The 26,390-nt window shown below is 60.3% G+C and carries 24 protein-coding genes; 13 read left to right on the top strand and 11 right to left on the bottom strand.

Going from position 1 to position 26,390, the window contains the following annotated elements; all coding sequences use genetic code 11:
• The first annotated feature begins 15 nt into the window (after positions 1–15).
• The gene (locus AWU82_RS15115; RefSeq protein WP_064382450.1) at positions 16–657 is read left to right on the top strand and encodes a helix-turn-helix transcriptional regulator; all 642 of its coding nucleotides are present in this window, start codon (positions 16–18) and stop codon (positions 655–657) included.
• Between the two features lie 108 nt (positions 658–765).
• Here AWU82_RS15115 and aotJ read toward each other — a convergent pair whose 3' ends face one another.
• The 6 genes from aotJ to AWU82_RS15085 form a co-directional block, all read right to left on the bottom strand.
• Positions 766–1,542: an L-arginine-binding protein AotJ gene (gene aotJ / locus AWU82_RS15110; RefSeq protein WP_064382451.1), complete on the bottom strand. Its 777-nt coding sequence runs from the start codon at positions 1,540–1,542 to the stop codon at positions 766–768.
• 301 nt (positions 1,543–1,843) lie between these two features.
• A complete protein-coding gene (gene moaE / locus AWU82_RS15105) occupies positions 1,844–2,296 on the bottom strand; it encodes a molybdopterin synthase catalytic subunit MoaE (RefSeq protein ID WP_064382452.1) in 453 nt (150 codons plus the stop codon).
• A gap of 3 nt (positions 2,297–2,299) precedes the next feature.
• Positions 2,300–2,542, bottom strand: coding sequence for a MoaD/ThiS family protein (locus tag AWU82_RS15100; RefSeq protein WP_064382453.1), 243 nt, complete (start codon positions 2,540–2,542; stop codon positions 2,300–2,302).
• Positions 2,539–3,012 carry a cyclic pyranopterin monophosphate synthase MoaC gene (gene moaC, locus AWU82_RS15095; RefSeq protein WP_064382454.1) on the bottom strand — a complete coding sequence of 158 codons (474 nt, stop codon included), beginning with the start codon at positions 3,010–3,012 and terminating at the stop codon, positions 2,539–2,541. The genes AWU82_RS15100 and moaC overlap by 4 nt, the downstream gene beginning before the upstream one ends.
• A gap of 101 nt (positions 3,013–3,113) precedes the next feature.
• A complete protein-coding gene (locus AWU82_RS15090; RefSeq protein WP_011332563.1) occupies positions 3,114–4,508 on the bottom strand; it encodes a PhoH family protein in 1,395 nt (464 codons plus the stop codon).
• A gap of 349 nt (positions 4,509–4,857) precedes the next feature.
• Positions 4,858–5,982, bottom strand: coding sequence for a polysaccharide deacetylase family protein (locus AWU82_RS15085; RefSeq protein ID WP_064382455.1), 1,125 nt, complete (start codon positions 5,980–5,982; stop codon positions 4,858–4,860).
• A 281-nt stretch (positions 5,983–6,263) separates the two neighbouring features.
• Between AWU82_RS15085 and yaaA the strand changes: the two genes are divergently transcribed.
• The 12 genes from yaaA (at position 6,264) to AWU82_RS15030 (ending at position 21,041) form a co-directional block, all read left to right on the top strand.
• Positions 6,264–7,043, top strand: a complete 780-nt coding sequence (gene yaaA, locus AWU82_RS15080) for a peroxide stress protein YaaA (protein ID WP_064382456.1) — start codon at positions 6,264–6,266, stop codon at positions 7,041–7,043.
• An 810-nt stretch (positions 7,044–7,853) separates the two neighbouring features.
• A complete protein-coding gene (locus AWU82_RS15075; protein ID WP_064382457.1) occupies positions 7,854–9,170 on the top strand; it encodes a nucleotide sugar dehydrogenase in 1,317 nt (438 codons plus the stop codon).
• A 106-nt stretch (positions 9,171–9,276) separates the two neighbouring features.
• Positions 9,277–10,758 (top strand): mannuronan synthase, encoded by a 1,482-nt coding sequence (gene alg8 / locus AWU82_RS15070; protein WP_163974069.1) that lies wholly within the window; start codon positions 9,277–9,279, stop codon positions 10,756–10,758.
• A 35-nt stretch (positions 10,759–10,793) separates the two neighbouring features.
• Positions 10,794–11,963, top strand: a complete 1,170-nt coding sequence (locus AWU82_RS15065) for an alginate biosynthesis protein Alg44 (RefSeq protein ID WP_039769455.1) — start codon at positions 10,794–10,796, stop codon at positions 11,961–11,963.
• A 9-nt stretch (positions 11,964–11,972) separates the two neighbouring features.
• Positions 11,973–13,385 (top strand): alginate biosynthesis TPR repeat lipoprotein AlgK, encoded by a 1,413-nt coding sequence (gene algK / locus AWU82_RS15060; protein WP_064382458.1) that lies wholly within the window; start codon positions 11,973–11,975, stop codon positions 13,383–13,385.
• Positions 13,382–14,863 carry an alginate export family protein gene (locus AWU82_RS15055; protein ID WP_064382459.1) on the top strand — a complete coding sequence of 494 codons (1,482 nt, stop codon included), beginning with the start codon at positions 13,382–13,384 and terminating at the stop codon, positions 14,861–14,863. Before algK ends, AWU82_RS15055 begins: the two co-directional genes overlap by 4 nt.
• 26 nt (positions 14,864–14,889) lie before the next feature.
• Complete coding sequence (gene algG, locus AWU82_RS15050; RefSeq protein ID WP_011332555.1) at positions 14,890–16,461, top strand: mannuronan 5-epimerase AlgG; 1,572 nt, start codon at positions 14,890–14,892, stop codon at positions 16,459–16,461.
• A gap of 10 nt (positions 16,462–16,471) precedes the next feature.
• Positions 16,472–17,923, top strand: a complete 1,452-nt coding sequence (locus tag AWU82_RS15045; protein WP_064382460.1) for an alginate O-acetyltransferase — start codon at positions 16,472–16,474, stop codon at positions 17,921–17,923.
• An 8-nt stretch (positions 17,924–17,931) separates the two neighbouring features.
• Positions 17,932–19,056: a mannuronate-specific alginate lyase gene (locus AWU82_RS15040; RefSeq protein WP_064382461.1), complete on the top strand. Its 1,125-nt coding sequence runs from the start codon at positions 17,932–17,934 to the stop codon at positions 19,054–19,056.
• A 317-nt stretch (positions 19,057–19,373) separates the two neighbouring features.
• Positions 19,374–19,505 (top strand): hypothetical protein, encoded by a 132-nt coding sequence (locus AWU82_RS29335; protein WP_007958347.1) that lies wholly within the window; start codon positions 19,374–19,376, stop codon positions 19,503–19,505.
• A gap of 73 nt (positions 19,506–19,578) precedes the next feature.
• Positions 19,579–19,758: a hypothetical protein gene (locus AWU82_RS15035; protein WP_007958348.1), complete on the top strand. Its 180-nt coding sequence runs from the start codon at positions 19,579–19,581 to the stop codon at positions 19,756–19,758.
• A 95-nt stretch (positions 19,759–19,853) separates the two neighbouring features.
• Positions 19,854–21,041: an MFS transporter gene (locus AWU82_RS15030; protein ID WP_170928991.1), complete on the top strand. Its 1,188-nt coding sequence runs from the start codon at positions 19,854–19,856 to the stop codon at positions 21,039–21,041.
• On the opposite strand, the gene arfB is transcribed toward AWU82_RS15030, so the two are convergent.
• The 5 genes from arfB to scpB form a co-directional block, all read right to left on the bottom strand.
• Positions 21,038–21,451: an alternative ribosome rescue aminoacyl-tRNA hydrolase ArfB gene (arfB, locus tag AWU82_RS15025; protein WP_011333010.1), complete on the bottom strand. Its 414-nt coding sequence runs from the start codon at positions 21,449–21,451 to the stop codon at positions 21,038–21,040. The genes AWU82_RS15030 and arfB overlap by 4 nt on opposite strands.
• 90 nt (positions 21,452–21,541) lie before the next feature.
• Positions 21,542–22,960, bottom strand: a complete 1,419-nt coding sequence (locus AWU82_RS15020; protein WP_064378594.1) for an amino acid permease — start codon at positions 22,958–22,960, stop codon at positions 21,542–21,544.
• Positions 22,961–23,810: 850 nt separating this feature from the next.
• A complete protein-coding gene (gene rluB, locus AWU82_RS15015) occupies positions 23,811–25,028 on the bottom strand; it encodes a 23S rRNA pseudouridine(2605) synthase RluB (RefSeq protein ID WP_064378593.1) in 1,218 nt (405 codons plus the stop codon).
• A 153-nt stretch (positions 25,029–25,181) separates the two neighbouring features.
• Complete coding sequence (locus AWU82_RS15010) at positions 25,182–25,373, bottom strand: DUF1289 domain-containing protein (RefSeq protein WP_007958358.1); 192 nt, start codon at positions 25,371–25,373, stop codon at positions 25,182–25,184.
• 2 nt (positions 25,374–25,375) lie between these two features.
• Complete coding sequence (gene scpB / locus AWU82_RS15005; protein ID WP_064378592.1) at positions 25,376–26,389, bottom strand: SMC-Scp complex subunit ScpB; 1,014 nt, start codon at positions 26,387–26,389, stop codon at positions 25,376–25,378.
• Position 26,390: the final 1 nt, after the last annotated feature.

Raw genomic sequence — 26,390 nt, 5'->3', positions numbered from 1 at the left:
TGGAGCTTCACAGTTATGACCGCCCCTGAACAAACGCCCGAGCTGCATGACGCTGCGCTGGACAACTACCACGCCATCGCCGATGCCATCGCCACGCTGTTCTTTCCCCACGCCGAAGTGGTGCTGCACGACCTGCGCACGCAGAAGGTCGACTACATCGCCAACAACCTGTCGAAACGGGTGATCGGCGATGAATCGTCGCTGGAAGACATGCTCAGCGACGACGTCAGCGAACGGAACATCGGCCCGTACGAAAAGCTCAACTGGGACGGCCAGAAGATTCGCAGCCTGAGCACCGTGCTGCGCGACAGCGAAGGTCATCCGCTGGCGGTGCTGTGCATCAACCTGAATATTTCGCTGTTCGAGAATGCCAAGGCTGCGCTGGACCTGTTCCTCTCGCCGAGCAAACTGATTCCGCAACCGGACTCGCTGTTTCGCGATGACTGGCAGGAGCGCATCAACACTTTCCTGCACGCCTGGCTACGCGAGCGGCAACTGAGCCTGAACCTGCTGACCCGCGATCACAAACGCGAACTGGTATTGGCGCTGCACGCCGAGGGGGCATTCAAGGGCAAGAGCGCCTCGAACTATGTGGCCAATGTGCTGAACATGGGGCGGGCGACGGTTTACAAGCATTTGAAGGAATTGAAGGGCTGAAGATTTTGCGGTGAATCTGACGGCCTCATCGCTGGCAAGCCAGCTCCCACAGGTTTTGTGTACACCAAAAATCTCTGTGGGAGCTGGCTTGCCAGCGATGGCGGACTGTCAGTCGCCGTAGATGTCCGACTTGAAGTACTTCTCGGAAATCTTCTGATATTCGCCACTGGCACGAATGCCGTCGATGGCGCTGTTCAACTGGCTGACCAGCTCGGTGTTGCCCTTGCGCACCGCAATCCCCGCGCCCTCGCCCACGTATTTCGGATCCTTCAGCTCAGGCCCGACAAAGGCGTAACCCTTGCCGCGCGGCATCGACAGGAAGTCGTTCAGCGGGATGGTGTCGGCGAAGATCGCGTCGAGACGACCGGCCGCCAGGTCCATGTAGATTTCTTCGTTGTTGCCATAGCGTTTGACGTTGATGCCCTTGGGCTCGAACACCTCGGTGGCGTAACGGTCGGTGGTGGTCGCACGCTGCACGCCGACGGTTTTGCCCTTGAGGCTGGCGTACTGGTCATCGACGCTCGCGCCTTCCTTCATCACCAGCCGCGACGAGGTGAAATAGTACTTGTGGGTGAAGTCCACCGACTTCTTGCGGTCTTCATTGATGGTCATGGACGACAGCGCCATGTCGATTTTCTTCACTTTCAGGGAAGGAATCAGACCGTCGAACTCGCCCTCGACCCACACGCACTTGACCTGCATCTGCGCGCACAGGGCATTGCCGATGTCGTAGTCGAAACCGACGATTTCACCCTTGTCGGTTTTCGAGGCGAAGGGCGGATACGCCGCTTCGATACCGATGCGCAGGGTTTTCTCGGCGGCGAACGCGCTGCTGCACGCCAACAGGCTCAGCGCCAGACCGGTAATGAGGGGGAATTTCTTCATGTTCGTTCTCTCGCGGGTTGTTGTTGGTTTGGCAAGACGAAGAAGAGCAGCTGCAAGCGGTAAGCCTGGAGCTTCAAGCACGAGGCGATTTTTTGTACTTGTAAATCCATACTGGACTTTTACGTACAAATCGTCAATTGGGCAAAAGAGATTGCTTCCTGCTGTTGGTCAGGTAGGTAATCCATAGCATTTTCGGTGTTGCGGATGGCGCCTTCGCGAGCAAGCCCGCTCCCACATTGGAATGCATTTCCCTGTGGGAGCGGGCTTGCTCGCGAAGAGGGCCGGGAGAGCAGCGCAGAATCTACTGCTTCCAGCGATCCGCCGCCGCATGATCGCTGTCGCGACCTTCGACCCAGCGCGGGCCGTCGCTGGTGTTCTCTTTCTTCCAGAACGGTGCGCGGGTTTTCAGGTAATCCATGACGAAGGCGCAGGCGTCAAACGCCGCTTGGCGGTGGGCACTGGCAGCGGCGACAAACACGATCGGTTCGCCCGGTTCCAGCGCGCCGATGCGGTGCAGCACTTCCAGCTTCAACAGCGGCCAGCGCTGCTCGGCCTCCAAGGCGATCTTGCCGAGGGCCTTTTCGGTCATTCCCGGATAGTGTTCGAGGAACATCCCGGCGACATCGAGGCCATCGTTGAAGTCGCGCACGTAGCCGACAAAACTCACCACCGCGCCGACGCCGACATTTGCCGCGTGCATCGCGTTGACTTCAGCGCCAGGATCGAACGGTTCGGACTGCACCCGAATGCGCATGGCTCAGCCTCCGGTCACGGTGGGGAAAAACGCCACTTCGTCGCCGTCCACCACCGGCTCGTCGAGCTGGCAGAGGTCTTCGTTGCGTGCGCACATCAGGTTCTGCTCGCTGAGCACATCGGCGCCTTCACGCTGAGCCAACAACGCACGAACATCATCGACGGTGGCGAAATCACCCTCGACCTTCACCGAATCCACGCCCAGCGCCTCACGGTAACGGGCAAAAAACTTCACGGTCAGGTTCATGGCTGCTCCGCCTGGAAATGCCCGCTCTTGCCGCCGACTTTCTCCAGCAGGCGCACACTTTCGATGGTCATGCCGCGATCCACGGCCTTGCACATGTCGTAGATCGTCAGCGCGGCGACGCTGGCGGCGGTCAGCGCTTCCATCTCGACACCGGTCTGCCCGGACAATTTGCAGCGAGCCACGATGCGTACCGTGTCATCGCCTTCGGCGCTGAGTTCGACCTTGACGCCGGTCAGCATCAACGGATGGCACAGGGGAATCAGGTCACTGGTTTTTTTCGCCGCCTGAATGCCGGCAATGCGCGCCACGGCGAACACGTCGCCCTTGGGATGGCCGCCGCTGACGATCATCTGCAGGGTATCGGGCAGCATGCGCACCAGCGCTTGGGCCGTCGCTTCACGGAACGTCACGGCTTTTTCGGTGACGTCGACCATGTTGGCGCGACCTTGGGAATCGAGATGAGTCAGCACGGGATTACTCCTGATCAGGAGCGTCGATTGTAAACCTGGGGGTCAGAATTGCGCACATAAAAAACCGGGCGACTTTGCAGTCGCCCGGTTCGGTTTGACGGTTACAGATGCGATTCGGCGTATTCGGCCAGGATCGAGCGAGGCACCCCTTGCAGGGTAATGTGCACCCCGTTGGGGAAATCCTTGAAGCGTTCGGTCAGGTAAGTCAGCCCGGAGCTGGTCGCGGACAGGTAAGGGGTGTCGATCTGTGCCAGGTTGCCCAGGCACACCACTTTGGAACCGGCGCCGGCCCGGGTGATGATGGTTTTCATCTGGTGCGGCGTGAGGTTCTGGCATTCGTCGATCAGGATCAGGCTCTGCTGGAAGCTGCGACCGCGAATGTAATTGAGCGATTTGAACTGCAACGGCACTTTGCTGAGGATGTAGTCGACGCTGCCATGGGTGTTTTCGTCATCCATGTGCAAGGCTTCGAGGTTGTCGGTGATGGCGCCCAGCCAAGGCTCCATTTTTTCCGCTTCGGTGCCGGGCAGGAAGCCGATTTCCTGGTCCAGGCCCTGCACGCTGCGGGTAGCGATGATGCGGCGATAACGCTTGCTGACCATGGTCTGCTCGATCGCAGCGGCCAGCGCCAGAATGGTTTTACCCGAGCCGGCGGCGCCGGACAGGTTGACCAGGTGAATGTCCGGATCCAGCAGCGCGTACAGCGCCAGGCTCTGATAGATGTCCCGTGGCTTGAGGCCCCAGGCTTCCTGATGCAACAGCGGTTCCTGGTGCAGGTCGAGGATCAGCAGCTTGTCTTCTTCGATCTCCTTGATCCAGCCGACGAAGCCCTGCTCATCAATGATGAACTCGTTGATGTGCACGGCGGGCAGGTTGTCGATCAGTTGGACCTGATGCCAGGTGCGGCCGTGGTCCTGACGGGTTTCGACCTTGCTCACGCGGTCCCAGAAGGAGCCGGTCATGTTGTGATAGCCGTTGGGCAGCAGGGACACGTCGTCGACCAGTTGGTCGGTGCTGTAGTCCTCGGCGTCGATCCCGCAGGCGCGCGCCTTGAGGCGCATGTTGATGTCTTTGGTGACCAGCACCACCGGTTTGCTCGGTTCGCGGGTGTGCAGGTCGATCAGCTGGTTGATGATTTTGTTGTCGTTCAGATGCTCGGGCAGAATCAGGTTCGATTCGGCCTGTTTGCTCATCAGAATCGACAGCAAGCCCTTCGGGCCGCCCTTGCCGCGCTGGATCGGCACGCCCTGTTCGACGTCATCGGGTGAGGCATCGCCCAGGGTCTTGTCGATCAGCCGGATCGCCTGACGGCACTCGGCGGCCACGCTGTGATGCCCGCTCTTGAGCTTGTCCAGCTCTTCAAGCACGGTCATCGGGATCGCGACGTGGTGTTCTTCGAAATTCAGCAGGGCGTTCGGATCGTGAATCAGTACGTTGGTATCGAGTACATAAAGGATTGGCTGGTTGGAGGAAGGGCTACGTCCGTGATCATCCATACTCGGTCACCTTTGTGGGAGCCATTCGACGCAATACCTCGGCGGTGCTGCGCCTCGAAGTGACTGCCGAATCCACCTGCACAGCTTTTGTCGGGATAGCAGGTGAACCGCACACAAAATGGGTCTTGGAAGACGCCACCTGTGTTGCAGGTTTCGGCGGTCTGACTTCGTAATACTCCAAAACCCGTGACAGAAAAAAGCACTTTGACGCTTTTTTGAAGTTTATTTTGCAAAGTGACGAAAAGCCCTTGGCGGACCGCCCTGCCCCCGTTAGAGTCGGAAGTCGGCCTGCATCAAATTCCGCAAAAAAATCACCCCAAGCCCAATGTTTCCGGGCTCTTGCCGTTTTTCAGCGAAACGCGTCCTGACAGTCTTCCCAGCCGATACCGCTTTGCGCGGTTTGTGTGATCAGCCACGGCAACGCGGTCTTCACTGGATCCTGTTTCATGTTGAAATTGATCACCCCGTGCCGCCACAACAGCATCAGGGTCAGCACCCGCTGCGCGCTCGGAGCGCCCTTGAGCTTGCCGGCGCCGTCCTGGGCATCGATGTCCCACAGCGCCACTTGCAGGCCCTGACTGTTGAAGAAGCTACGGGCATCGCTGCGTCGTTGGCCTTCCGGCGGACGGAACAGCGGCACGTAGTTTTCCGGCAGCTTGTTGCGGACCAGATCGGCACTGCGCCGCACCGAATCCTGCCAGTCCTGCCAGTGGCTGTGGGAGCGGAACTCCCAGCCCTGCACGCCGACGCACTGCTGCGAAAACGCCGCTTGCAGACTGCTGACGGAACGATCGGCCAGCCGCGCCTGAACATCCTTGCCCAGCATGAAAAAGGTGCCGCTCAGGTTCGACTTGCGCAGGTACTCGGCGAGCCAGTCGGTGTTGTCCGGTTGCAGGTTGGCGGCGCTGTCGAAACTCAGCAGAAACAAGCGATCGTGCATGTCGTCGCCGTTACGCTCGTAGTCTCCGAAATGATCGAGTTCGCTGCTGGTCTGCGGCGACAGCGCAGCCTTGCGCATCAGCTCATCAAGGTATTGCAGGTGGAAGATCCGGCTCGGTTCGGCCCACCTGGTGTAATAGCTTTCGTCGCTGACCACGAATTTGGCAGCCTGCTCGCGCAGGGTCGGCAGGTCTTCGACGAGGAAGCAGAACGAGGCATCCTGATCGCAGCTTTGCTGGGCAAAGTTGTAGTTGGCGAGCAGACGCTGCCACAGGCGCTCGCGCAGGCTGTTGATGGCGTCCAGATTGACCGTGCGCAGCCCCAGACGCTGGGCCAGCGCCGCTTCGTCCAGCGCTTCGGTGCCGAGCAGGCCGCGGGCGAACATCAGGATTTCCGCCCGCGAGGCGACGTCGAACAGGGTCGGATTGTCGAGTTTTTCCGGCCAGGTGCTGCGATCCAGCGTCGCGATATCGCCCGGCGCCGCAACGGCACCGACGCTCAACAGCCACGCGGTGAAAAAAAGAACAATGCGCAAAGGGTGTCTCCATAACAAAACCCGCGCCGCACTATAGCCGATCCGACAGTAATTCCCGCAGGCACCCAGATGATCGTTCCCACGCTCTGCGTGGTAACGCCTCCCCGGACGCTCTGCGTCCGCTGCCGGGGTGACGCAGAGCGTCACTGGCTGCATTCCCACGCAGAGCGTGGGAACGATCAGGGTTGGGTGGCACACCGCCGATCACCTATGGACGCGATAGCTGGAGTCATCCGCCCCAACCCCCTAGAATCGCCCCCACGATTAAAGGAGACGACTTCATGCTGATGGTGATTTCCCCCGCCAAGACCCTCGATTACGAAACACCGCCGGCGACCCAGCGCTTCACCCAGCCGCAATACCTCGACCATTCCCAGGAACTGATCCAGCAACTGCGCGAACTGAGCCCGGCGCAGATCAGCGAACTGATGCACGTGTCCGACAAGATCGGCGGTCTCAACGCCGCGCGTTTCGGCAGCTGGACACCGGCGTTCACGCCGGAAAACGCCAAACAGGCACTGCTGGCCTTCAAGGGCGACGTCTACACCGGGCTCGATGCCCAGTCGTTCAGCGAAGCCGATTTCGACTACGCGCAACAGCACCTGCGCATGCTCTCCGGCCTTTACGGCCTGCTGCGCCCGCTCGATCTGATGCAGCCGTATCGCCTGGAAATGGGCACCAAACTGGCCAACGCCCGTGGCAAGGACTTGTACGCCTTTTGGGGCACACGCATCAGTGAATGGCTGAACGAAGCGCTGGCCGATCAGGGCGACGACGTGCTGTTGAACCTGGCGTCCAACGAGTACTTCTCGGCGGTCAAACGCACAGCCTTGAATGCGCGGATCATCAACACCGAATTCAAGGACCTGAAGAACGGCCAGTACAAGATCATCAGCTTCTACGCCAAGAAGGCCCGGGGCCTGATGAGCCGCTTCGTGATCCAGGAAAAAATCAACGATCCGGCCCTGCTCAAGCAGTTCGATGTACAGGGTTATCGCTACAGCGCCGAGCAATCGAAACCGGATAATCTGGTGTTTCTACGCGATCACGCCCCCGAATAAAGCATGCCTAATGCACGACTCTTTATACGAAGAGTCGTGCAGCTCGCACGATGTCAAAAAACCCTCGCCACATTTCGCCATTTTACTGGCGCCAGAAAAACCTCCCTGCCTTTTCTAAGATTAGTTTCACTCGACACTGATCATTTTTTTCAGTAGTGGCACCTAAATTTTTTCACCGTAGTGGCACAAAACTATCTAACGTGATTTTTCGCCTGTTATTAAAGGTCGAAAACGAAATTGCTATCAAATTGATACTGGTGCCATCTCTGACAATATTTCAAGAAATTTCAGATTTCGCGATGAGCGGACAGGAACTTCGTCCGAATGCATAGCTCATACCACCGGTAACGATTCTCGCCGAGTTTGTACGAGATAACTTACGCGGAGCAGATAGCCATGTAACCAAGTTGTCACAGCAACTTGCCTAGATGACTAACTAGTCTCAAAGCAGACGATGGACAGGAGATACGCACCATTAATATCCCCTACAAAGGCCATGGCCGCGCCCTTATAAACGTGCTCGCCTGAGCACCCAACCGCTTGATTTACGGGACTTTCATCCTGACATCGAGCGCGCAAGACGATTGCACAAGAGTCTTCTCCAAAGAAGATCGGCTGCATAACAGGGCACGTCATAACAACAAGGCCTGGTTACGCACATCTTGAGTGCACTTATTTAGACACTCGAAACTTAGTATGCCTGCACACGGCATTGTGGCGCCTGTATGCCGCACTTTCGAGTGCACTAATGAACGCTGAACACCATTAACTCCGGCCCTCTAAGGCCTGATATATACAGAGGTAATTGCGATGCGCATCAGCATATTTGGTTTGGGTTACGTTGGCGCAGTATGTGCCGGTTGCCTGTCTGCTCGGGGTCACGACGTGGTGGGCGTCGATGTTGCCAAAGACAAGATCGACATGATCAACGCTGGCAAATCTCCCATTGTTGAACCGGGCCTGGGTGAGCTGTTGGCACAAGGTATCCAGACCGGCCGTCTGCGCGGTACAACCAACTTCGCCGAGGCGATTCGCGACACCGACCTGTCGATGATTTGCGTCGGTACGCCGAGCAAGAAGAACGGCGACCTGGAACTGAACTACATCGAAGCGGTGTGCCGCGAGATCGGTTTTGTCCTGCGTGAAAAGTCCACCCGTCACACCATCGTCGTGCGCAGCACCGTCCTGCCGGGCACCGTGGCAAACGTTGTCATCCCGATTCTCGAAGACTGCTCGGGCAAGAAAGCCGGCGTTGATTTCGGTGTTGCCGTGAACCCTGAGTTCCTGCGTGAATCCACCGCGATCGCCGACTACGACCAGCCACCGATGACCGTCATCGGCGAACTCGACAAGGCTTCGGGCGACGTTCTGCAGTCGCTGTACGAAGAACTCGACGCACCGATCATCCGCAAGGACATCGCCGTCGCCGAGATGATCAAGTACACCTGCAACGTCTGGCACGCCACCAAAGTGACCTTCGCCAACGAGATCGGCAACATCGCCAAAGCCGTGGGCGTCGATGGCCGCGAAGTGATGGACGTGGTCTGCCAGGACAAGACCCTCAACCTGTCCCAGTACTACATGCGCCCGGGCTTCGCCTTCGGCGGTTCGTGCCTGCCGAAAGATGTGCGCGCCCTGACCTACCGCGCCGGTTCCCTGGACGTCGAAGCGCCGCTGCTCAACTCGCTGATGCGCAGCAACGAATCGCAAGTGCAGAACGCCTTCGACATCGTTGAAAGCCACGACAAACGCAAAGTCGCCCTGCTCGGCCTGAGCTTCAAGGCCGGCACCGACGACCTGCGCGAAAGTCCGCTGGTGGAACTGGCCGAGATGCTGATCGGCAAGGGCTACGACCTGAGCATCTACGACAGCAACGTCCAGTACGCCCGTGTCCACGGCGCGAACAAGGACTACATCGAGTCGAAGATCCCGCACGTATCGTCCCTGCTCAATTCGGACTTCGATTCGGTGATCGACAACTCCGACGTGATCATCCTCGGCAACCGCGACGAGAAGTTCCGCGCCCTGGCCGAAGAAGCACCGCAGGGCAAGCAGGTGATCGACCTGGTGGGCTTCATGTCCAAGGCCACCAGCGCCGGTAGCCGCACTGAAGGCATCTGCTGGTAACTCGGCCCTAAGCGACAAGCCTCGAGCTGCAAGCCAAAGCGTTTCACTTGCAGCTCGAAGCTTGAAGCTTGTCGCTTAAAGCTCCCATCACCTTCGGATGACGGTCATGTCCAAGCTCAAACATTTTTTCCTGCAATCCGCCGGCTGGCTTTTGTTTCTGAGCCTGCTGATGGGCCTGGCCCTGATGCTGCCCACGTCCACGTTCGACTCCGAGTCGAAGGACTTCATTTTCCTGATTGGCGCCGTAGGTATCTGGCGCTACTCGATGGGTGCCACGCACTTTGTACGCGGCATGATTTTTCTCTACATCGTCTACCCGCACCTGCGCCGCAAGGTTCGCAAGCTGGGTAAGGCGGCGGACCCGTCCCATGTGTTTCTGATGGTCACCAGTTTCCGCATCGACGCGTTGACCACCGCGCAGGTTTACAGCTCGGTGATCCGCGAAGCCATCGACTGCGAACTGCCGACCACCGTGGTCTGCTCCATCGTCGAAATGTCCGATGAGCTGCTGGTCAAGGCACTGTGGGCGCGGATGAATCCGCCGGACCGGGTGAAACTCGACTTCGTACGCATTCCCGGCACCGGCAAACGCGATGGCCTGGCCTATGGTTTCCGCGCGATCTCCCGTCACCTGCCGGACGACCGCGCCGTGGTGGCCGTGATCGATGGCGACACCGTGCTCGGCGAAGGCGTCGTGCGCAAAACCGTGCCGTGGTTCCAGATGTTCGGCAACGTCGGCGGCCTGACCACCAACGAGTTCTGCGAAGTGCGCGGCGGCTACATCATGAGCGAATGGCACAAGCTGCGTTTCGCCCAGCGCCACATCAACATGTGCTCGATGGCCCTGTCCAAACGCGTGCTGACCATGACCGGACGCATGTCGGTGTTTCGCGCCACCGTGGTCACCAACCCGGAATTCATCGCCGACGTGGAAAGCGACTCGCTGCAACACTGGCGCCTGGGCCGTTTCAAATTCCTGACCGGCGACGACAAGTCGAGCTGGTTCAGCCTGATGCGTCTGGGCTACGACACCTTCTACGTGCCGGACGCCGCGATCAACACCGTTGAACACCCGCCGGAAAAGAGCTTCATCAAGGCCAGCCGCAAACTGATGTTCCGCTGGTACGGCAACAACCTGCGGCAGAACTCCCGAGCGCTGGGCCTGGGTGTGAAACGCCTCGGCGCCTTCACCTCGGTGGTGCTGTTCGACCAGCGCGTATCGATGTGGACCTCCTTGCTCGGCCTGACCGTGGCCATCATCGCCAGCTTCAAGTATGGCACCGCGTTCATCCTGGTTTACCTGCTGTGGATCGGCATCACCCGTCTGATTCTGACGCTGCTGCTGTCCTGCTCGGGCCACCGGATCGGTCCGGCCTACCCGGCGATTCTCTATTACAACCAGATCGTCGGTGCGCTGGTGAAGATCTACGTGTTCTTCCGCCTCGACCAACAATCCTGGACTCGCCAACCCACTTCCCTGACCCGTGATCTCGCCAGCTTTCAACGTTGGTTCAACACCTGGTCGTCTCGGACCATGACCTTCTCCGCCGGCAGCATTTTCGTCGCCGTGCTGCTGATGATGGTCTGACCTGCCCCTATTGAATTAACAAGGAAATCGCCCCCATGAATACCGCCGTCAACGCCAACGTAGTGCATGAATCCGAAGCCCAGCGTCAGCACGCCCGTGTGAAAATCCCGGCCAAGCTGCGCTTCTTCGGCCCCGACCGGACTCCGGTTGAAGCGCGGGTCCTCGACCTGTCCGCCGGTGGTCTGGCGTTCAACGCCGGACAACTGCCGCTGACCGTCGGCGAGGTGTACAAGGCGCGTCTGCAGTTCGTCATCGACAACCTCGGCCTGGCCATGGACGTTGAACTGCAAGTGCGCTCCTACGACCGCCAGACGGGTCGTGCTGGTTGCCAGTTCCAGAACCTTGAACCGCAGGACATTTCGACCCTGCGTCACCTGATCACTTCGCACCTGGCCGGCGACATCGTCAGCATCGGTGAAGTGCTGGCGACCCTGCAGCGCGACAACTTCACCAAGGCGCGCAAGGTCAAGGACGGCGACTCCGGCATGACCCCGTTCGGTCGCCTGAAAGCCGTGACCTTCAGCGCCGGTATCTTCGCGGTCGGCCTGGTGGCGGCGGGTTTCATTTTCAAATCGGTGTACAGCATGTACTTCGTCAGCCATGCGCAGGCCGGCCTGGTCAGCGTGCCGGGGATGAACATCACCATGCCGCGCGACGGCACCGTGCAAAGCCTGGTGAAGTCCGACGGCGTTGCCGCCAAGGGCGCACCGCTGGCGACGTTCAGCACCAGCATGCTCGACGTACTCAAAGGTCACCTGGAAGAAGATCAACTGTCCCCGGCCAAGGTTGAAGAACTGTTCGGCAAGCAAATGACCGGCACCCTGACCTCGCCGTGCGATTGCACCGTGGCCCAGCAACTGGTGGCCGACGGTCAATACGCGAGCAAGGGCGACGTGATCTTCCAACTGGTGCCGCGCAACACCCAGGCCACCGTCGATGCGCGCTTCTCCTATCGCCAGTTCGGCGACGTGCGTCCGGGCACCCCGGTGAGTTTCCAGATCGCCGGCGAAGACAAGACCCGCACCGGCAAGATCGTCAGCAGCACCAGCCTGAAAAGCGCTGACCTGTCCTCCGACATCCGCGTGCAGATCCAGCCTGACGAACCGCTGGACAGCCGCTTCGCCGGCCGCCCGGTGGAAGTCAACAGCGACCGTGGTCCGAACCTGAACTGGCTGATCGACAAAGCCATGGCTGCCGGTCTTTAAGTCGAGGACATGCCTGTGACGAGCCCTATCAGAATCCCGCCGGCCCCACTGAGCCTGGCCATGGCCATGGCAATCGCCCTGGCCGGTTGCGCCGGCCTGCCCGACCAGCGTCTGGCCAACGAAGCGCTCAAGCGCGGCGACACCGCGACCGCCGCGCAGAACTACCGTGCGCTGGCCGACCTGGGTTACAGCGAAGCCCAGGTGGGCCTTGCCGACATCCAGGTCGACAGCCGCGATCCGGAACAAATGAAACAGGCCGAAGCCACCTACCGCGCCGCCGCCAGTGTTTCGCCGCGTGCCCAGGCCCGACTCGGTCGTTTGCTGGTGGCCAAGCCCGGCTCCACCGAAGCCGAGCATCAGGAAGCCGAAAGCCTGCTGAAGAAAGCCGCCGCCAGTGGCGAAGGCAACACGCTGATCCCGCTCGCGATGCTGTACCTGCAATACCCGCACAGCTTCCCGAACATCAACGCCCAGCAGCAGATCGATCAATGGCGCAAATCCGGTTACCCGGAAGCCGGTCTCGCTCAGGTGCTGCTGTATCGCACCCAGGGCACTTACGACCAGCATCTGGATGACGTGGAAAAGATCTGCAAGGCCGCAATCAACACCACCGACATCTGCTACGTCGAGCTGGCCACGGTTTATCAGAAACGTGGCGCGCCGGAGCAGCAGGCCGAGCTGATCAAGCAACTGCAGGCCGGTTACAGCCGCGGCACCGTCAGTGCTCAGCGGGTGGATTCGGTGGCCCGTGTGCTGGCCGATTCGACCCTGGGCAAGACCGACGAAAAAACCGCGCAGTCGCTGCTCGAGCCGATCGCTCCGGGTTATCCGGCGTCGTGGGTCACCCTCGCGCAACTGCTGTATGACTTCCCGGAACTGGGCGACATCGACCAGATGATGAAGTACCTGGACAACGGCCGCGCCGCCGATCAGCCGCGCGCCGAACTGCTGCTGGGCAAGCTCTACTACGAAGGCAAACTGGTCCCGGCCGACGCGAAAGTCGCCGAGGAACATTTCCAGAAAGCCGTCGGCCGCGAAGTCGCTGCCGACTACTACCTCGGCCAGATCTATCGCCGTGGCTACCTGGGCAAGGTCTATCCGCAGAAGGCCCTCGACCATCTGCTGACCGCCGCGCGCAACGGCCAGAACAGCGCCGACTTCGCCATCGCCCAGCTGTTTTCCCAAGGCAAGGGCACCAAGCCCGACCCAGTCAACGCCTACGTGTTCAGCCAGTTGGCCAAAGCGCAAAACACCCCGCAAGCCGATGAGCTGGCGACCACCCTCGCCGCCCAGCTGCCGCCCGAGCGCCTGGCCGAAGCCCAGCGCCTGCTGCAACAGGAACAGGCGACCCGTGGCGCCCTGAGCCAGAACACGCTGCAACTGCACGCCCTGCAAGAAGAAGACGGCGAGGAAAAATTATGAAATTGAATCCCTTTGTGAAGGCCGGCATTGGCCTCACGTTCGCGTTGATCTGGTCTTGCCCGACCCTGGCCGCGATGACTGAATCGAAAAACTTCGGCCTCGAAGTGAAAATCACCGGTCAGTCCGAAGACGACCGCGACCTCGGCACCGCCAGCGGCGGCGACGTCAACGGCCTCGGCCTCGACCTGCGTCCGTGGGTCTACGGCGAAAGCGGCGCGTGGAGCGCCTACGCCATGGGCCAGGCCGTGACCTCGACCGACATCATCGAGACCGACACCCTGCAGCAGTCCGACGGTGAACAAACCACCGACAACGGCGACCGCAAGACCAAGAAAAACTACCTGGCGATGCGCGAATTCTGGGTCGGCTACAGCGGCCTGACGCCCTACCCCGGCGAGATCCTCAAGTTCGGTCGCCAGCGCCTGCGCAACGACGACGGCCAGTGGCGCGACACCAACATCGAAGCGCTGAACTGGACTTTCGACACCACCCTGCTGCGCGCCAATGCCGGTGTCGCCGAACGCTTCAGCGAATACCGCACCGACTTGAAAGAGCTGGCCCCCAAAGACAAGGATCGCCTGCACGCCTACGCCGATGCCGCTTATCAGTGGACACCGGGCAACTGGGTCGGCATTCGCGGTCACCACACCCATGACGACGGCAAGCTCGACTACGCCGAACCCGGCGTACCACGCGATTCGCTGGATAAAACCCAGAACGGCGACATCAGCTGGCTCGGCCTGACCGCCGACAGCGACGCCTACAACTGGCGCAATACCAACACCGTCAACTACTGGGGCAGCATCACCGGCATGAGCGGCGACCGCGACACGGTCAACGCCCTCAACGCCGATGGCACTCGTCCGGCGCAAGCCAAGCGCAGTGACAACGTCGACGGCTGGGCCACCGACATCGGTGTGCGCCTGCGCCTCGATCCGCAGTGGCAGGTCGGTGCGGCGTATGCCCGTGCCAGCGCCGATTACGAACAGAACGGCCTGGAAAGCAACCGCTCGAACTACACCGGTACTCGCTCGCGGGTTCACCGTTTCGGCGAGGCCTTCCGTGGCGAAATGAACAACATGCAGACCGCCACCCTGTTCGGGTCGTGGATGCTCAACGACCAGTACGACGCCAGCCTGATCTACCACAAGTTCTGGCGCGTGGACGGCAACAAGCCGGTGGGCAGCAACGGCATCAACGCAGTGGAAAACAACACTGACGACGTGACCGGCGCGATCCTTTCCAGCACCTCGTTGCCACTGCAGGACGGCAACAAGGATCTGGGTCAGGAGATGGATCTGGTGGTCACCAAGTACTTCAAGCAAGGCTTGCTGCCGGCGGCGCTGAGCCAGTCGATCGACGAGCCTTCGGCGCTGGTGCGTTTCCGTGGAGGTGTGTTCAAGCCGGGTGACGCCTATGGCAGCCAGGTCGATTCGTACATGCACCGCGCGTTCATCGACGTGATCTGGCGCTTCTGATGCTGACCGCCAAGGGAGTGCCCGACATGAACAGTGCCCGCAAAGGCTCACTCAGCCTGCTGGCCGGCGCGATGCTGCTGGCCTCGGCCGGCGCCTTCGCCAGTGTGGAACCGGCCAAACCCGCGACCACCGCGAAAGAGCTGCAACAGGCCAAGACCTACACCGTCAGCAGCGCACCGACCGAAGCGCTGGAACTGGCCAAGCCGAAATTGCCCGACCTCTCCGGCTACACCGCCGAAGCCGCCGCCGCGAAAATCGTGCGCAGCAAACCGGGCAAGATCAGCGTGCGCCGGATGATGCAGGAAGACGCCCTGAAGGACTTCATCGGCGGCGACAACAAGATGGCCGAATGGGTGGTGCGTCAGCACGGCATCCCGCAAGCGATCTTCGTCGACGACGGCTACATGAACCTGAAAGAACTGGCGCAGAAACTGCCCAAGCAGTACTTCAGCGAAACCTCGCCGGGCGTCTACCTGGCCAAGTTGCCGATCGTGGTCGGCCGCAAAGGCATCCTCGAAATCGACGGCCAGACCCAGGAGTTGCGTCTGTCGCAGGAGGCCGGTTCGTTCCTGGTCAACGACGGCCAGCTGTTCGTGCGTGACACCAAAGTCACCGGCTGGCGCGAGAAGGAAAACGGCCCGGCGACGTTCCGTTCGCCGAAGGAATTCCGCCCGTTCCTGCTGGCCTGGGGCGGCACCGAGACTTACATCGTCAACAGCAAGATGGCCAGCTTCGGCTACGCCAACAGTAAGTCCTACGGCGTGAGTATTTCCCAGTACACGCCGAACATGGCCAAGGTGCTCAAGCGTCCCGAGCCGACCGGCTGGATCGTCGGCTCCGAGTTCTCGGACATGTGGTACGGCTTCTACTGCTACGAGACCCGCGACTTCGTGGTCAAGGGCAACACCTACAAGGACAACATCGTCTACGGCATCGACCCGCACGACCGTTCCCACGGTCTGATCATTGCCGAGAACACGGTGTACGGCACGAAGAAGAAGCACGGGATCATCATTTCCCGTGAGGTGAACGACAGCTTCATCTTCAACAACAAAAGCTACGACAACCACCTCTCGGGGCTGGTGATCGACCGTAACAGCGTCAACAACATCATTGCCTACAACGAGATCTACAAGAACCACACCGACGGCATCACCCTCTACGAGTCTGCCGACAACCTGCTATGGGGCAACAAGGTCATCAGCAACAAGCGCCACGGCATCCGCATTCGTAACAGCGTGAACATTCGCCTCTACGAAAACGTCGCCATGGCCAACGGCCTGACCGGCGTCTACGGGCACATCAAGGACCTGACCGACACCGACCGTGACATCAAGCTCGACCCGTTCGACGCCCAGGTCTCGCTGATCGTGGTCGGCGGTGAACTGGCGGCCAACGGCAGCGGCCCGCTGTCGATCGATTCGCCACTGAGTGTCGAGCTGTATCGCGTGTCGATGCTGGCGCCGACCAAATCCAGCGGCATCAGCTTCAACGGCATCCTCGGCGAGCGCCAGGATGAAATTCTCGACCTGCTGGTGCGCCAGCAGAAAGCCGTGCTGATCGACCCTGTCGAACGCCAGACCGAATTGCAGGACTGAGGATAATTTTATGCACCCACACCTGATCAAATTACTCAGCCTGTCGGCCCTGACCGTGGGCATCCTGACGGCCAGCAACGGCGCCCGCGCCGATGAAGTCCAGCCACCGAAATTCACGGCCGAACCGTGCTGCAGCCTTTGCCCGGCCGCCCACGACGCGAAGAACTACACCACGCGCTACCAGCAGAACTTCACCACTCTGGTGCAGGCGCAGGGCGACTGGCTGTTCCGGACCCAGGAAGACTTGCGCACCGAGTTCAACACCACCCCGGCCGGCTACAAGCGCCTGCAACAGCTGCACGATGCCTTCAAGGCCAAAGGCGTCGAACTGGTGATCGTCTACCAGCCGACCCGTGGCCTGGTGAACCGCAACAAGCTCAATCCGGCAGAAAAAGCCGCGTTCGATTACGAGAAAGCGCTGGGCAACTACAAGACCATGCTCGGCCGTTTCGCCAAGATGGGTTACGTGGTGCCGGACCTGTCGCCGCTGACCAACGAGTCGCTGCCAGAGACCCTGCCCGCTCACGATTTCTACTTCCGCGGTGACCAGCACTGGACGCCATACGGCGCCCAGCGCACGGCAAAAATCGTCGCCGAGAAGGTCAAGCAGATTCCGGCCTTCGCCGACATTCCCAAGCGTGAGTTCGAAACCAAACGCTCCGGGCGCATGGGCAAGACCGGCACCCTGCACAACATGGCCGGGCAACTGTGCGGCACCAGTTACGCGATCCAGTACATGGACCAGTTCACCACCGAGCCGAAAGGCGAGGCTGGCGACGGCGACCTGTTCGGTGATTCCGGCAATCCGCAGATCACACTCGTGGGTACTTCGCACAGCGGCAAGAACTACAACTTCGCCGGCTTCCTCGAAGAAGCCATCGGCGCCGACATTCTCAATGTCGCGTTCCCCGGCGGCGGTCTGGAAGGTTCGATGCTGCAGTACCTGGGCAGCGACGAATTCCAGAAGACGCCGCCGAAAATCCTTATCTGGGAATTCTCGCCGCTGTACCGCCTCGACCAGGAAACCATCTATCGCCAGATGATGGCGCTGCTCGACAACGGCTGCGAAGGCAAAGAGGCGCAAATGTCCGCCAGCACCACGCTCAAGCCGGGCGGCAAACAAGAACTGCTGGTCAACAGCAAGAACCTGAACCTGCAGAACAGCAGCCATCAGGTCGACATCCGCTTCGCCGACACCTCGGTGAAAACCCTGCAAGCCACCCTCTGGTACATGAACGGTCGCCACGAGGACATCAAGATCGAGAAACCGGAAACCTCCGACACCGACGGTCGTTTCGCCTTTGAGTTGCGCACGGACGAAGACTGGGCCTCGCAAAACCTGCTGGCGGTCGAAGTCCAGGGCCCGGAAGCGGGCACCGCGCCACAGAAAGTCGAAGCGAAAATCTGCAAACGCAACGTATTCCCGGGCGCTGGGCAACAAACCGCTCAGGTCGGGCAATGAGGTCTGCTATGCGAAATCCGAAACTGAAAACCCTTTTGGCGCCGACACTGCTCGGGCTGGCGATCTTCGCCGGCACCGCGCAGGCCGCCGCACCACTGCGTCCGCCACAGGGCTATTTTGCGCCGGTGGATAAATTCAAGACCGGCGACAAGAGCGAAGGCTGCGACGCAATGCCGACGCCATACACCGGGCCACTGCAATTTCGCAGCAAATACGAAGGCTCGGACAAGGCCCGCGCGACGCTGAACGTGCAGTCGGAAAAGGCCTTTCGCGACACCACCAAAGACATCACCACACTTGAGCGCGGCACTGCCAAGCGGGTGATGCAGTTCATGCGCGACGGTCGCCCGGAGCAGCTCGATTGCACGCTCAACTGGCTCACCGCGTGGGCCAAGGCCGATGCGTTGATGTCGAAAGACTTCAACCACACCGGCAAGTCGATGCGCAAATGGGCGCTGGGCAGCATGGCCTCTTCGTACATTCGCCTGAAGTTCTCCGACTCCCATCCGCTGGCCCAGCACCAGCAGGAAGCCCAAGTGATCGAAGCCTGGTTCAGCAAAATGGCTGATCAGGTGGTCAGCGATTGGGACAACCTGCCGCTGGAAAAAACCAATAACCACTCGTACTGGGCAGCCTGGTCGGTGATGGCGACGTCGGTCGCGACCAACCGCCGCGACCTGTTCGATTGGGCAGTCAAGGAATACAAGGTCGGCGTCAATCAGATCGATGCCGACGGCTATCTGCCGAACGAACTCAAGCGCCAGCAACGCGCCCTCGCCTATCACAACTACGCCTTGCCGCCGCTGGCGATGATCGCCAGTTTCGCCCAGGTCAACGGTGTGGATCTGCGTCAGGAAAACAACGGTGCGCTGAAACGTCTGGGTGACCGGGTGTTGGCCGGGGTGAAAGACCCGGATCAGTTCGAGAAGAAGAACGGCAAAGAGCAGGACATGACCGACCTGAAAGAGGACATGAAATTCGCCTGGCTCGAACCGTTCTGCACGCTCTACACCTGTTCGCCGGATGTGATCGAGAAGAAGCACGGCATGCAGCCGTTCAAGACCTTCCGCCTCGGCGGGGACCTGACCAAGGTCTACGACCCGTCCCATGAAAAGGGCAACAAAGGTTCCTGACACTGACCGCTGATCGTTCCCACGCTCTGCGTGGGAATGCAGCCCGGGACGCTCTGCGTCCCATGCCGAAGCGGACGCAGAGCGTCCATTGAGGCATTCCCACGCGGAGCGTGGGAACGATCAGGCGCACTCATCACGAGCAGGCTCGCTCCCACATTTGCCCTGCGTCACCCTGTCGCACTTGTCTAGACAATCCCGCCTGTCGAAACAAATGGATTTAAAAATCTGTTTGTCACTTTTCCTGCTGTATCCTTCGCAAGCTTTCTGAAAGCGCGGATCTACCAGATCTATCAACAGACTTAGCGAGGAGCGCAACCATGCACGAGATTCCGAATCTCCCCTTCCCAAGCCTGCACGAAACTGAGCAGACGACCACGCAACAAGCCGGTGCCCAACAGCCCGAGCCGAAAGAAGCCGCCGAGAGCCGTCCGGCCGACAGCGAAGAGTAAGCAACACCCGCCGTACAGACCGTGTGGAAAGCGCTAACATGCGCTTTCCACACTGCCTGAAACCTGAGCTGCCATGTCCAAAGAATTCGATGAACAACAGGCCGAGATCCTGATCGGTGCCACCGAGAAGATGATCGAGATCTGGAGCCGTCTCTCGCCCGAGAAACAGGCTGCCCTGCTCGCCCGTTTCGGCAGCGAAGAAAACGCGTTGGCCGCACTGGTCACCACGCAATTGGTCGCCCCGGCCAAATAGTTTTACTTTTCCCCGCCCCAGACGCGTCCGCATCGGTATCATGAGCAGCCTATCTATTCTGCTCTTCCCGTGGATCGTTATTCATGTCGTCCTCTATGCCAGAACCCCAGCGCCCCCTGGCGGTCACGCTGCAAGTCGTTTCCATCGTCCTGTTCACCTTCATCGGTTATCTGAATATCGGCATTCCGCTGGCGGTGCTGCCGGGCTACGTGCACAGCGACCTGGGCTTCGGCGCGGTCATCGCCGGGCTGGTGATCAGCGTGCAATACCTCGCTACCCTGCTCAGCCGTCCGTATGCCGGCAAGATCATCGACAACCAGGGCAGCAAACGTGCCGTGATGATCGGTCTGGCCGGCTGTGGTTTGAGCGGTGTGTTCATGCTGATTTCGGCGTGGACGCCCCACCTGCCGCTGCTGAGCCTGATCAGCCTGTTCGTCGGCCGTCTGGTGCTGGGCAGCGCGGAAAGTCTGGTCGGCTCAGGCTCGATCGGTTGGGGCATCGGCCGGGTCGGTGCAGCCAACACCGCCAAAGTCATCTCGTGGAACGGCATCGCCAGTTACGGCGCGCTGGCCGTCGGTGCGCCGCTCGGGGTATGGCTGGTCAGCCGTTTCGGTCTGTGGAGCATGGGCGTAAGCATTCTGCTGCTCGCCAGCCTGGGATTGCTGCTGGCCTGGCCGAAAACCGCCGCGCCGATTGTGGCTGGCGAGCGTCTGCCGTTCATGCACGTTCTCGGGCGCGTCTTCCCGCATGGCTGCGGACTGGCGCTGGGCTCGATCGGTTTCGGCACTATCGCCACCTTCATCACCCTGTATTACGCCACGCAGCACTGGGATAACGCGGTGCTGTGCCTGAGCCTGTTCGGCGCCAGCTTCATCGGTGCGCGACTGCTGTTCGGCAACCTGATCAACCGCCTCGGCGGCTTTCGTGTGGCGATTGCCTGCCTGTCGGTGGAAACCTTGGGCCTGCTGTTGCTGTGGCTGGCGCCGGACGCGCACTGGGCACTGGCCGGCGCGGCATTGAGCGGTTTCGGTTTCTCGCTGGTGTTCCCGGCGCTCGGCGTGGAAGCCGTGAACCTGGTGCCGGCCTCGAGCCGTGGTGCGGCGGTCGGGGCTTATTCGTTGTTCATCGACTTGTCGCTGGGTATCACCGGGCCGCTGGCAGGGGCGATTGCAGCAGGCTTCGGTTTTGCCTCGATCTTCCTGTTCGCCGCCCTCGCCGCGCTGAGCGGTCTGGCATTGAGCGTCTATCTGTACCGCCACACGGCGAAATACCGCGAAGACTAGAAATCCACCTTGCCCCGCCCGGCCTTGATGCTGCCGCGCTTGGTCTTCGATTCGAGTCGACGCTTCTTTGAGCCCAGCGTCGGCTTGGTCGGCCGCCGCTTCTTCTCGACCTTGGTGGCGCTGAGGATCAACTCGGTCAGACGCTCCAGTGCATCGGCGCGGTTCTGTTCCTGCGTGCGGTACTGCTGGGCCTTGATGATCAGCACGCCGTCGCCGGTGATGCGACTGTCGCGCAGCGCCAGCAGCCGCTCCTTGTAGAACTCGGGCAAGGACGAGGCCGGAATGTCGAAGCGCAGGTGCACGGCACTGGAGACCTTGTTGACGTTCTGCCCACCGGCGCCCTGGGCGCGGATGTACGTCAGTTCGATCTCGGCATCCGGCAGATGCACGTTGTTTGAAATCACCAGCATGGAAAAGCGTCCCTGATCAGAACCTGCAGGATACCGCGAAAGTACAAAAAACCCGGCACTTGGCCGGGTTTGTTGTTTTTGCAACGACGCTTACTTGGCTGCGCTCGCTGCGTGCAGTGCCTGTTGCGCACCACGCTTGTTCTTGATCACGTAGCAGACCCACATGAACACCACCCACACCGGAATCGCGTACACCGAGATCTGGATGCCCGGGATCAGCAGCATCACGCCAAGGATGAACAGAACGAACGCCAGGCAGATGTAGTTGCCGTACGGGTACCACAGCGCCTTGAACAGCGGCTTCTGGTGGGTCTTGTTCATGTGTTGGCGGAACTTGAAGTGCGAGAAGCTGATCATCGCCCAGTTGATCACCAGCGTTGCAACCACCAGAGACATCAGCAGTTCCAGCGCATGTTGCGGGATCAGGTAGTTGAGCAGCACGGCCACCAGAGTCACCGCCGCCGACGCCAGGATCGAACGCACCGGCACGCCGCGCTTGTCGATCTTGGCCAGCGCTTTCGGCGCATCGCCCTGCTCGGCCATGCCCAGCAGCATGCGGCTGTTGCAGTAGGTGCCGCTGTTGTACACCGACAATGCCGCGGTCAGGACCACGAAGTTGAGGATGTGCGCGGCGGTGTTGCTGCCGAGCATTGAGAACACCTGCACGAACGGGCTGCCGCTGTAGGAATCGCCTGAAGCGTTGAGGGTTTCCAGCAGGCTGTCCCACGGAGTCAGCGACAACAGGATCACCAGTGCGCCGATGTAGAAAATCAGGATCCGGTAGATCACCTGGTTGATCGCTTTCGGGATCACGGTTTTCGGCTTGTCGGCTTCGGCTGCGGTGAAACCGAGCATTTCCAGGCCGCCGAAGGAGAACATGATGATCGCCATGGCCATCACCAGACCGCTGACGCCGTTCGGGAAGAAGCCACCGTGGGACCACAGGTTGCTGACCGAAGCCTGCGGGCCGCCATGGCCGCTGACCAGCAGGTAGCTGCCCAGGGCGATCATGCCGACGATCGCCACGACCTTGATGATCGCGAACCAGAATTCGGCTTCACCGAAGACTTTGACGTTGGCCAGGTTGATCGCATTGATCAGCACGAAGAACGCGGCGGCAGTGACCCAGCTCGGGATTTCCGGCGCCCAGTAGTGGATGTATTTGCCGACCGCGGTCAGCTCCGACATGCCCACCAGGATGTACAGGATCCAGCAGTTCCAGCCCGACAGGAAACCGGCGAAGCCGCCCCAGTATTTGTGCGCAAAGTGGCTGAAGGAACCGGCCACCGGCTCTTCGACGATCATTTCGCCGAGCTGGCGCATGATCATGAAGGCGATGAAGCCGCAGATCGCATAGCCGAGGATCATCGACGGGCCGGCGGATTTCAGCACCCCGGCCGAGCCGAGGAACAATCCGGTACCGATCGCGCCACCGAGGGCGATCAGTTGAATATGGCGATTTTTCAGGCCGCGTTTCAGCTCGCCTGATTGCGAGTTTTGTCCACTCATGAAAAAGGTCTCACGCAAGGTTTGATGATGTTCAGTAGACGTTGCTGCAAGGTGGCGATTTCAGCCAACCTTGATCAAACCCCAGCGCAGGCACCAGGAATTCAGCTTTTTTACAACGGTCATGCGTCACCTGTTTGTTTTTATCTGTGACGAAATCGAACCCGACACGCTTGTGACGCGGCGGAGTGAACAAGGCGGATAAACCTTGAGGTTTGCGCGATTACGCAGAGGGTCACAGTTAAAACGCGGCGCATTGTACACCGCTAACCCCCTGCTGCCAGACCTCGCCGGATCAGCGTGTCGGTTGCCGGGATTGCATGTGTCCACCCCGGGAGGCCCGGGCGGCTGCAAAATTTGAGTCAGGCCTTTGCAGGCCATCGGCGTGGACGATGGAAGATTCGCCCCACGTGGAGAAGTGAAAATGGATAACGGCGTTCATTGCGCCTCCTTCTTGTTATGCACCTGCACGACAGGCATGGGGCGCATCTCACCCTCCAAACGACACTGAAACAAGCGCGCCAGAGCGCTACGCAAGGCCCGGAGGGACTGGCTCCGGCAGATTTTCCTTACAGTCTGATAAAGACACCCGATTTACGGGTTTGCGACGGCCTTTTCGTAAATATTCACTGACAGTGCGTAACGTAAAGTTTCCACTCCAGACCCATCGAAGCCCGGAGCAGCGATTGACGTTAGCTGACTAACTATTTGAAAGGCGTTAAGTTTTTTGTTTTAAAACAAGAAAAACACGCCTGAAAAAAAGAAATAAAAAGTCCAAAAAAAAAAACGCCAACCCTAAGGTTGGCGTTTCTGTTTTCAGCTTGAAGCTTGCCGCTCGAAGCTTACAACTGCTTTATTCCGGCTTCTTGCGACCGAAACCCGGACGCTGGCCGGAACCGGCCGGTGCGCCACGGCGCTTGCCCGACGGCTTGTCATCATCAGCCAGCTTGATGCCCGGACGCTTCGGCGCCGGTTTGGCCGGACGCTTGGTGTCGACTGGGCGATCCGCCACCGGCGTACCGCGACCTTCGCCACGCTCGGCACGACCATTGGCCGGACGCGGACTACGCGGGCCACGCTCGCCATCCGGGCGCGCTGCCGGCTTGCGACCTGGACGCTCGCCTTCGATCTGCGGCTCGCGGACCGGACGCGGACCGGCGCCAATCGGTGCACCGTTGGCCGGACGCAGGGTGCGCACGCGCTCGGTACGCGCCATCGGACGCGACGACTTGCGCTGCATGCGGTCGAGCTTGTCTTTGCTCTTGGCGTTCAGTTGCGGCATGGCCACCGGGGTCAGACCGACTTCGGCGCTCAGCACGTCGACTTCGTACTGGCTCATTTCGCGCCAGCGGCCCATCGGCAGGTCGGAATTGAGGAACACCGGACCGAAACGCACGCGCTTCAGGCGGCTGACCACCAGGCCCTGGGATTCCCACAGGCGACGTACTTCACGGTTACGGCCTTCCATCACCACGCAGTGATACCAGTGGTTGAAGCCTTCGCCGCCCGGTGCCTGTTGAATGTCGGTGAAGCGCGCCGGGCCGTCTTCCAGCACGACGCCGGCCTTCAGGCGCTCGATCATTTCGTCGTCGACTTCGCCACGCACACGCACCGCGTACTCACGGTCCATCTCGTAGGACGGGTGCATCAGGCGGTTGGCCAGTTCACCGTCGGTGGTGAACATCAGCAGACCGGTGGTGTTGATGTCGAGACGACCGATGTTGATCCAGCGGCCTTCCTTAGGACGCGGCAGCTTGTCGAACACGGTCGGACGGCCTTCCGGGTCGTCACGGGTGCAGATCTCGCCATCGGGCTTGTTGTACATGATCACGCGGCGAACCGACTCGGCGGCTTCTTCGCGCTTGATGACCTTGCCATCAATGGTGATGGCGTCGTGCATGTCGACACGCAGGCCCAAAGTGGCGTCTTTGCCATTGACCTTGATGCGGCCGGCAGCGATCCAGGATTCGACGTCACGGCGCGAGCCGACGCCGATACGGGCGAGGACTTTCTGCAGCTTTTCGCCTGCTGGGCCGATTTCCTGGTCGTCTTTCTGATTGATGTCACTCATCTGGGCACCTCCCGGTGTGGTCTGTTCAGCGGCGCTGAATGAGCCGCTGAAGCGTTGAAATCTGGGTTTTCGGACGAAGGGATCGCCGAAGGGTCGCGAATCATACGCGGATGTGGCCGCGCGCGCATCAGAGACTAGTCGATCAGGGCAAGGTTATTTCTTTTTCCGCCGACCGGTGGCGCCGAGCTTGATCAAACGCAGCGCGGCTTCGGCCAATACAGTGCGCTTGTCGTCCTTGTCGAGTTTCTTCCAGGCCCGGATCTCACGCTTGCTGCGGCCGCAGCCGAGGCAGATGTCGTCGCTGAACTTGCAGACGCTGATGCACGGGTCCTTGGTCGAGCTCATGCTCAATCCTCGAACTCGCGGCGTTCGGCTTCGATGGCTTCGGCCAGGGCGCGGGCCTCGGCTTCTTCTTCGCTCAATTCTTCCTCGGCGGCGGGTTCGGGTGCGGGCTGCTCAAGCCGGGCGACGGCGGCCAGCAGCTTTTCCCGGGCTTCGGCCACGCCGAGTACATCGTCTTCCTGCTCGGGCTCAAATTCAGGCTCAAACTCAGATTCAGGCTCGAATTCAGTTTCGAATTCACCCTCAACCGGCGGCTCGACAGGATCGGATTCAAACCCGGTCGGCATCGATTCGCCGCCCACCCCGTCACGCAGCAAGTCGTCGAAGTCGGTCTTGATCCCCTCCTCCATGCTGTCCAGTTCCAGCAGCAGAGTGTGAAAACTGGTTTCCTCCTTCGGTTCTTCCGGCTCGGCACTGGCATCGGCCAGCTCCTGCAAGCCCGGCGGCACCGGAGCGTCGTCGAAGTCGAGCACCGGTTCCGCCTCGATCTCGCGCAACTCGGCCAGCGGCGGCAAGTCGTCGAGATTCTTCAGGTTGAAGTGGTCGAGAAACGCCTTGGTGGTAGCGAACATCGCCGGTTTGCCCGGCACGTCGCGGTAACCGACGATACGGATCCACTCGCGTTCCATCAGCGTCTTGACGATGTTGGTGTTGACCGCCACGCCCCGCACGTCCTCGATTTCGCCCCGGGTGATCGGCTGGCGATAGGCGATCAGCGCCATGGTTTCCAGCAGCGCTCGGGAATAGCGCTGCGGACGCTCTTCCCACAAACGACCGACCCACGGCGCGAACTTTTCGCGAATTTGCAGACGATAGCCGGAAGCGACTTCCTTGAGCTCGAACGCCCGGCCCTCACAGGATTTGCCGAGCAGGGTCAGGGCTTTCTTGAAGACCGGCGGTTCCGGGCGCTCACCTTCTTCAAACAGTTCATACAGACGCTCGAGGGATTGCGGCTTTCCCGAGGCCAACAGAAAGGCTTCAAGCAGGGACGCCAGCTCGCGGGGTTCAGTCAGGTTCATA

It is taken from the genome of Pseudomonas glycinae, from assembly GCF_001594225.2.
GTDB classification, from domain to species: domain Bacteria; phylum Pseudomonadota; class Gammaproteobacteria; order Pseudomonadales; family Pseudomonadaceae; genus Aquipseudomonas; species Aquipseudomonas glycinae.
The sequence above is the reverse complement of the archived record's forward strand: the minus strand, read 5'-3'. Positions and strand labels throughout refer to the sequence as shown.

Excerpts from the sequence above, each read along its gene's own strand:
- AWU82_RS15115 (WP_064382450.1), top strand. The coding sequence starts at position 16 with ATGACCGCCCCTGAACAAACGCCCGAGCTGCATGACGCTGCGCTGGAC.
- aotJ (WP_064382451.1), bottom strand. The coding sequence starts at position 1,542 with ATGAAGAAATTCCCCCTCATTACCGGTCTGGCGCTGAGCCTGTTGGCG.
- moaE (WP_064382452.1), bottom strand. The coding sequence starts at position 2,296 with ATGCGCATTCGGGTGCAGTCCGAACCGTTCGATCCTGGCGCTGAAGTC.
- AWU82_RS15100 (WP_064382453.1), bottom strand. The coding sequence starts at position 2,542 with ATGAACCTGACCGTGAAGTTTTTTGCCCGTTACCGTGAGGCGCTGGGC.
- AWU82_RS15090 (WP_011332563.1), bottom strand. The coding sequence starts at position 4,508 with ATGGATGATCACGGACGTAGCCCTTCCTCCAACCAGCCAATCCTTTAT.
- yaaA (WP_064382456.1), top strand. The coding sequence starts at position 6,264 with ATGCTGATGGTGATTTCCCCCGCCAAGACCCTCGATTACGAAACACCG.
- AWU82_RS15075 (WP_064382457.1), top strand. The coding sequence starts at position 7,854 with ATGCGCATCAGCATATTTGGTTTGGGTTACGTTGGCGCAGTATGTGCC.
- alg8 (WP_163974069.1), top strand. The coding sequence starts at position 9,277 with ATGTCCAAGCTCAAACATTTTTTCCTGCAATCCGCCGGCTGGCTTTTG.
- AWU82_RS15065 (WP_039769455.1), top strand. The coding sequence starts at position 10,794 with ATGAATACCGCCGTCAACGCCAACGTAGTGCATGAATCCGAAGCCCAG.
- algK (WP_064382458.1), top strand. The coding sequence starts at position 11,973 with ATGCCTGTGACGAGCCCTATCAGAATCCCGCCGGCCCCACTGAGCCTG.
- AWU82_RS15055 (WP_064382459.1), top strand. The coding sequence starts at position 13,382 with ATGAAATTGAATCCCTTTGTGAAGGCCGGCATTGGCCTCACGTTCGCG.
- algG (WP_011332555.1), top strand. The coding sequence starts at position 14,890 with ATGAACAGTGCCCGCAAAGGCTCACTCAGCCTGCTGGCCGGCGCGATG.
- AWU82_RS15045 (WP_064382460.1), top strand. The coding sequence starts at position 16,472 with ATGCACCCACACCTGATCAAATTACTCAGCCTGTCGGCCCTGACCGTG.
- AWU82_RS15040 (WP_064382461.1), top strand. The coding sequence starts at position 17,932 with ATGCGAAATCCGAAACTGAAAACCCTTTTGGCGCCGACACTGCTCGGG.
- AWU82_RS29335 (WP_007958347.1), top strand. The coding sequence starts at position 19,374 with ATGCACGAGATTCCGAATCTCCCCTTCCCAAGCCTGCACGAAACTGAG.
- AWU82_RS15035 (WP_007958348.1), top strand. The coding sequence starts at position 19,579 with ATGTCCAAAGAATTCGATGAACAACAGGCCGAGATCCTGATCGGTGCC.
- AWU82_RS15030 (WP_170928991.1), top strand. The coding sequence starts at position 19,854 with ATGCCAGAACCCCAGCGCCCCCTGGCGGTCACGCTGCAAGTCGTTTCC.
- arfB (WP_011333010.1), bottom strand. The coding sequence starts at position 21,451 with ATGCTGGTGATTTCAAACAACGTGCATCTGCCGGATGCCGAGATCGAA.
- AWU82_RS15020 (WP_064378594.1), bottom strand. The coding sequence starts at position 22,960 with ATGAGTGGACAAAACTCGCAATCAGGCGAGCTGAAACGCGGCCTGAAA.
- rluB (WP_064378593.1), bottom strand. The coding sequence starts at position 25,028 with ATGAGTGACATCAATCAGAAAGACGACCAGGAAATCGGCCCAGCAGGC.
- AWU82_RS15010 (WP_007958358.1), bottom strand. The coding sequence starts at position 25,373 with ATGAGCTCGACCAAGGACCCGTGCATCAGCGTCTGCAAGTTCAGCGAC.
- scpB (WP_064378592.1), bottom strand. The coding sequence starts at position 26,389 with ATGAACCTGACTGAACCCCGCGAGCTGGCGTCCCTGCTTGAAGCCTTT.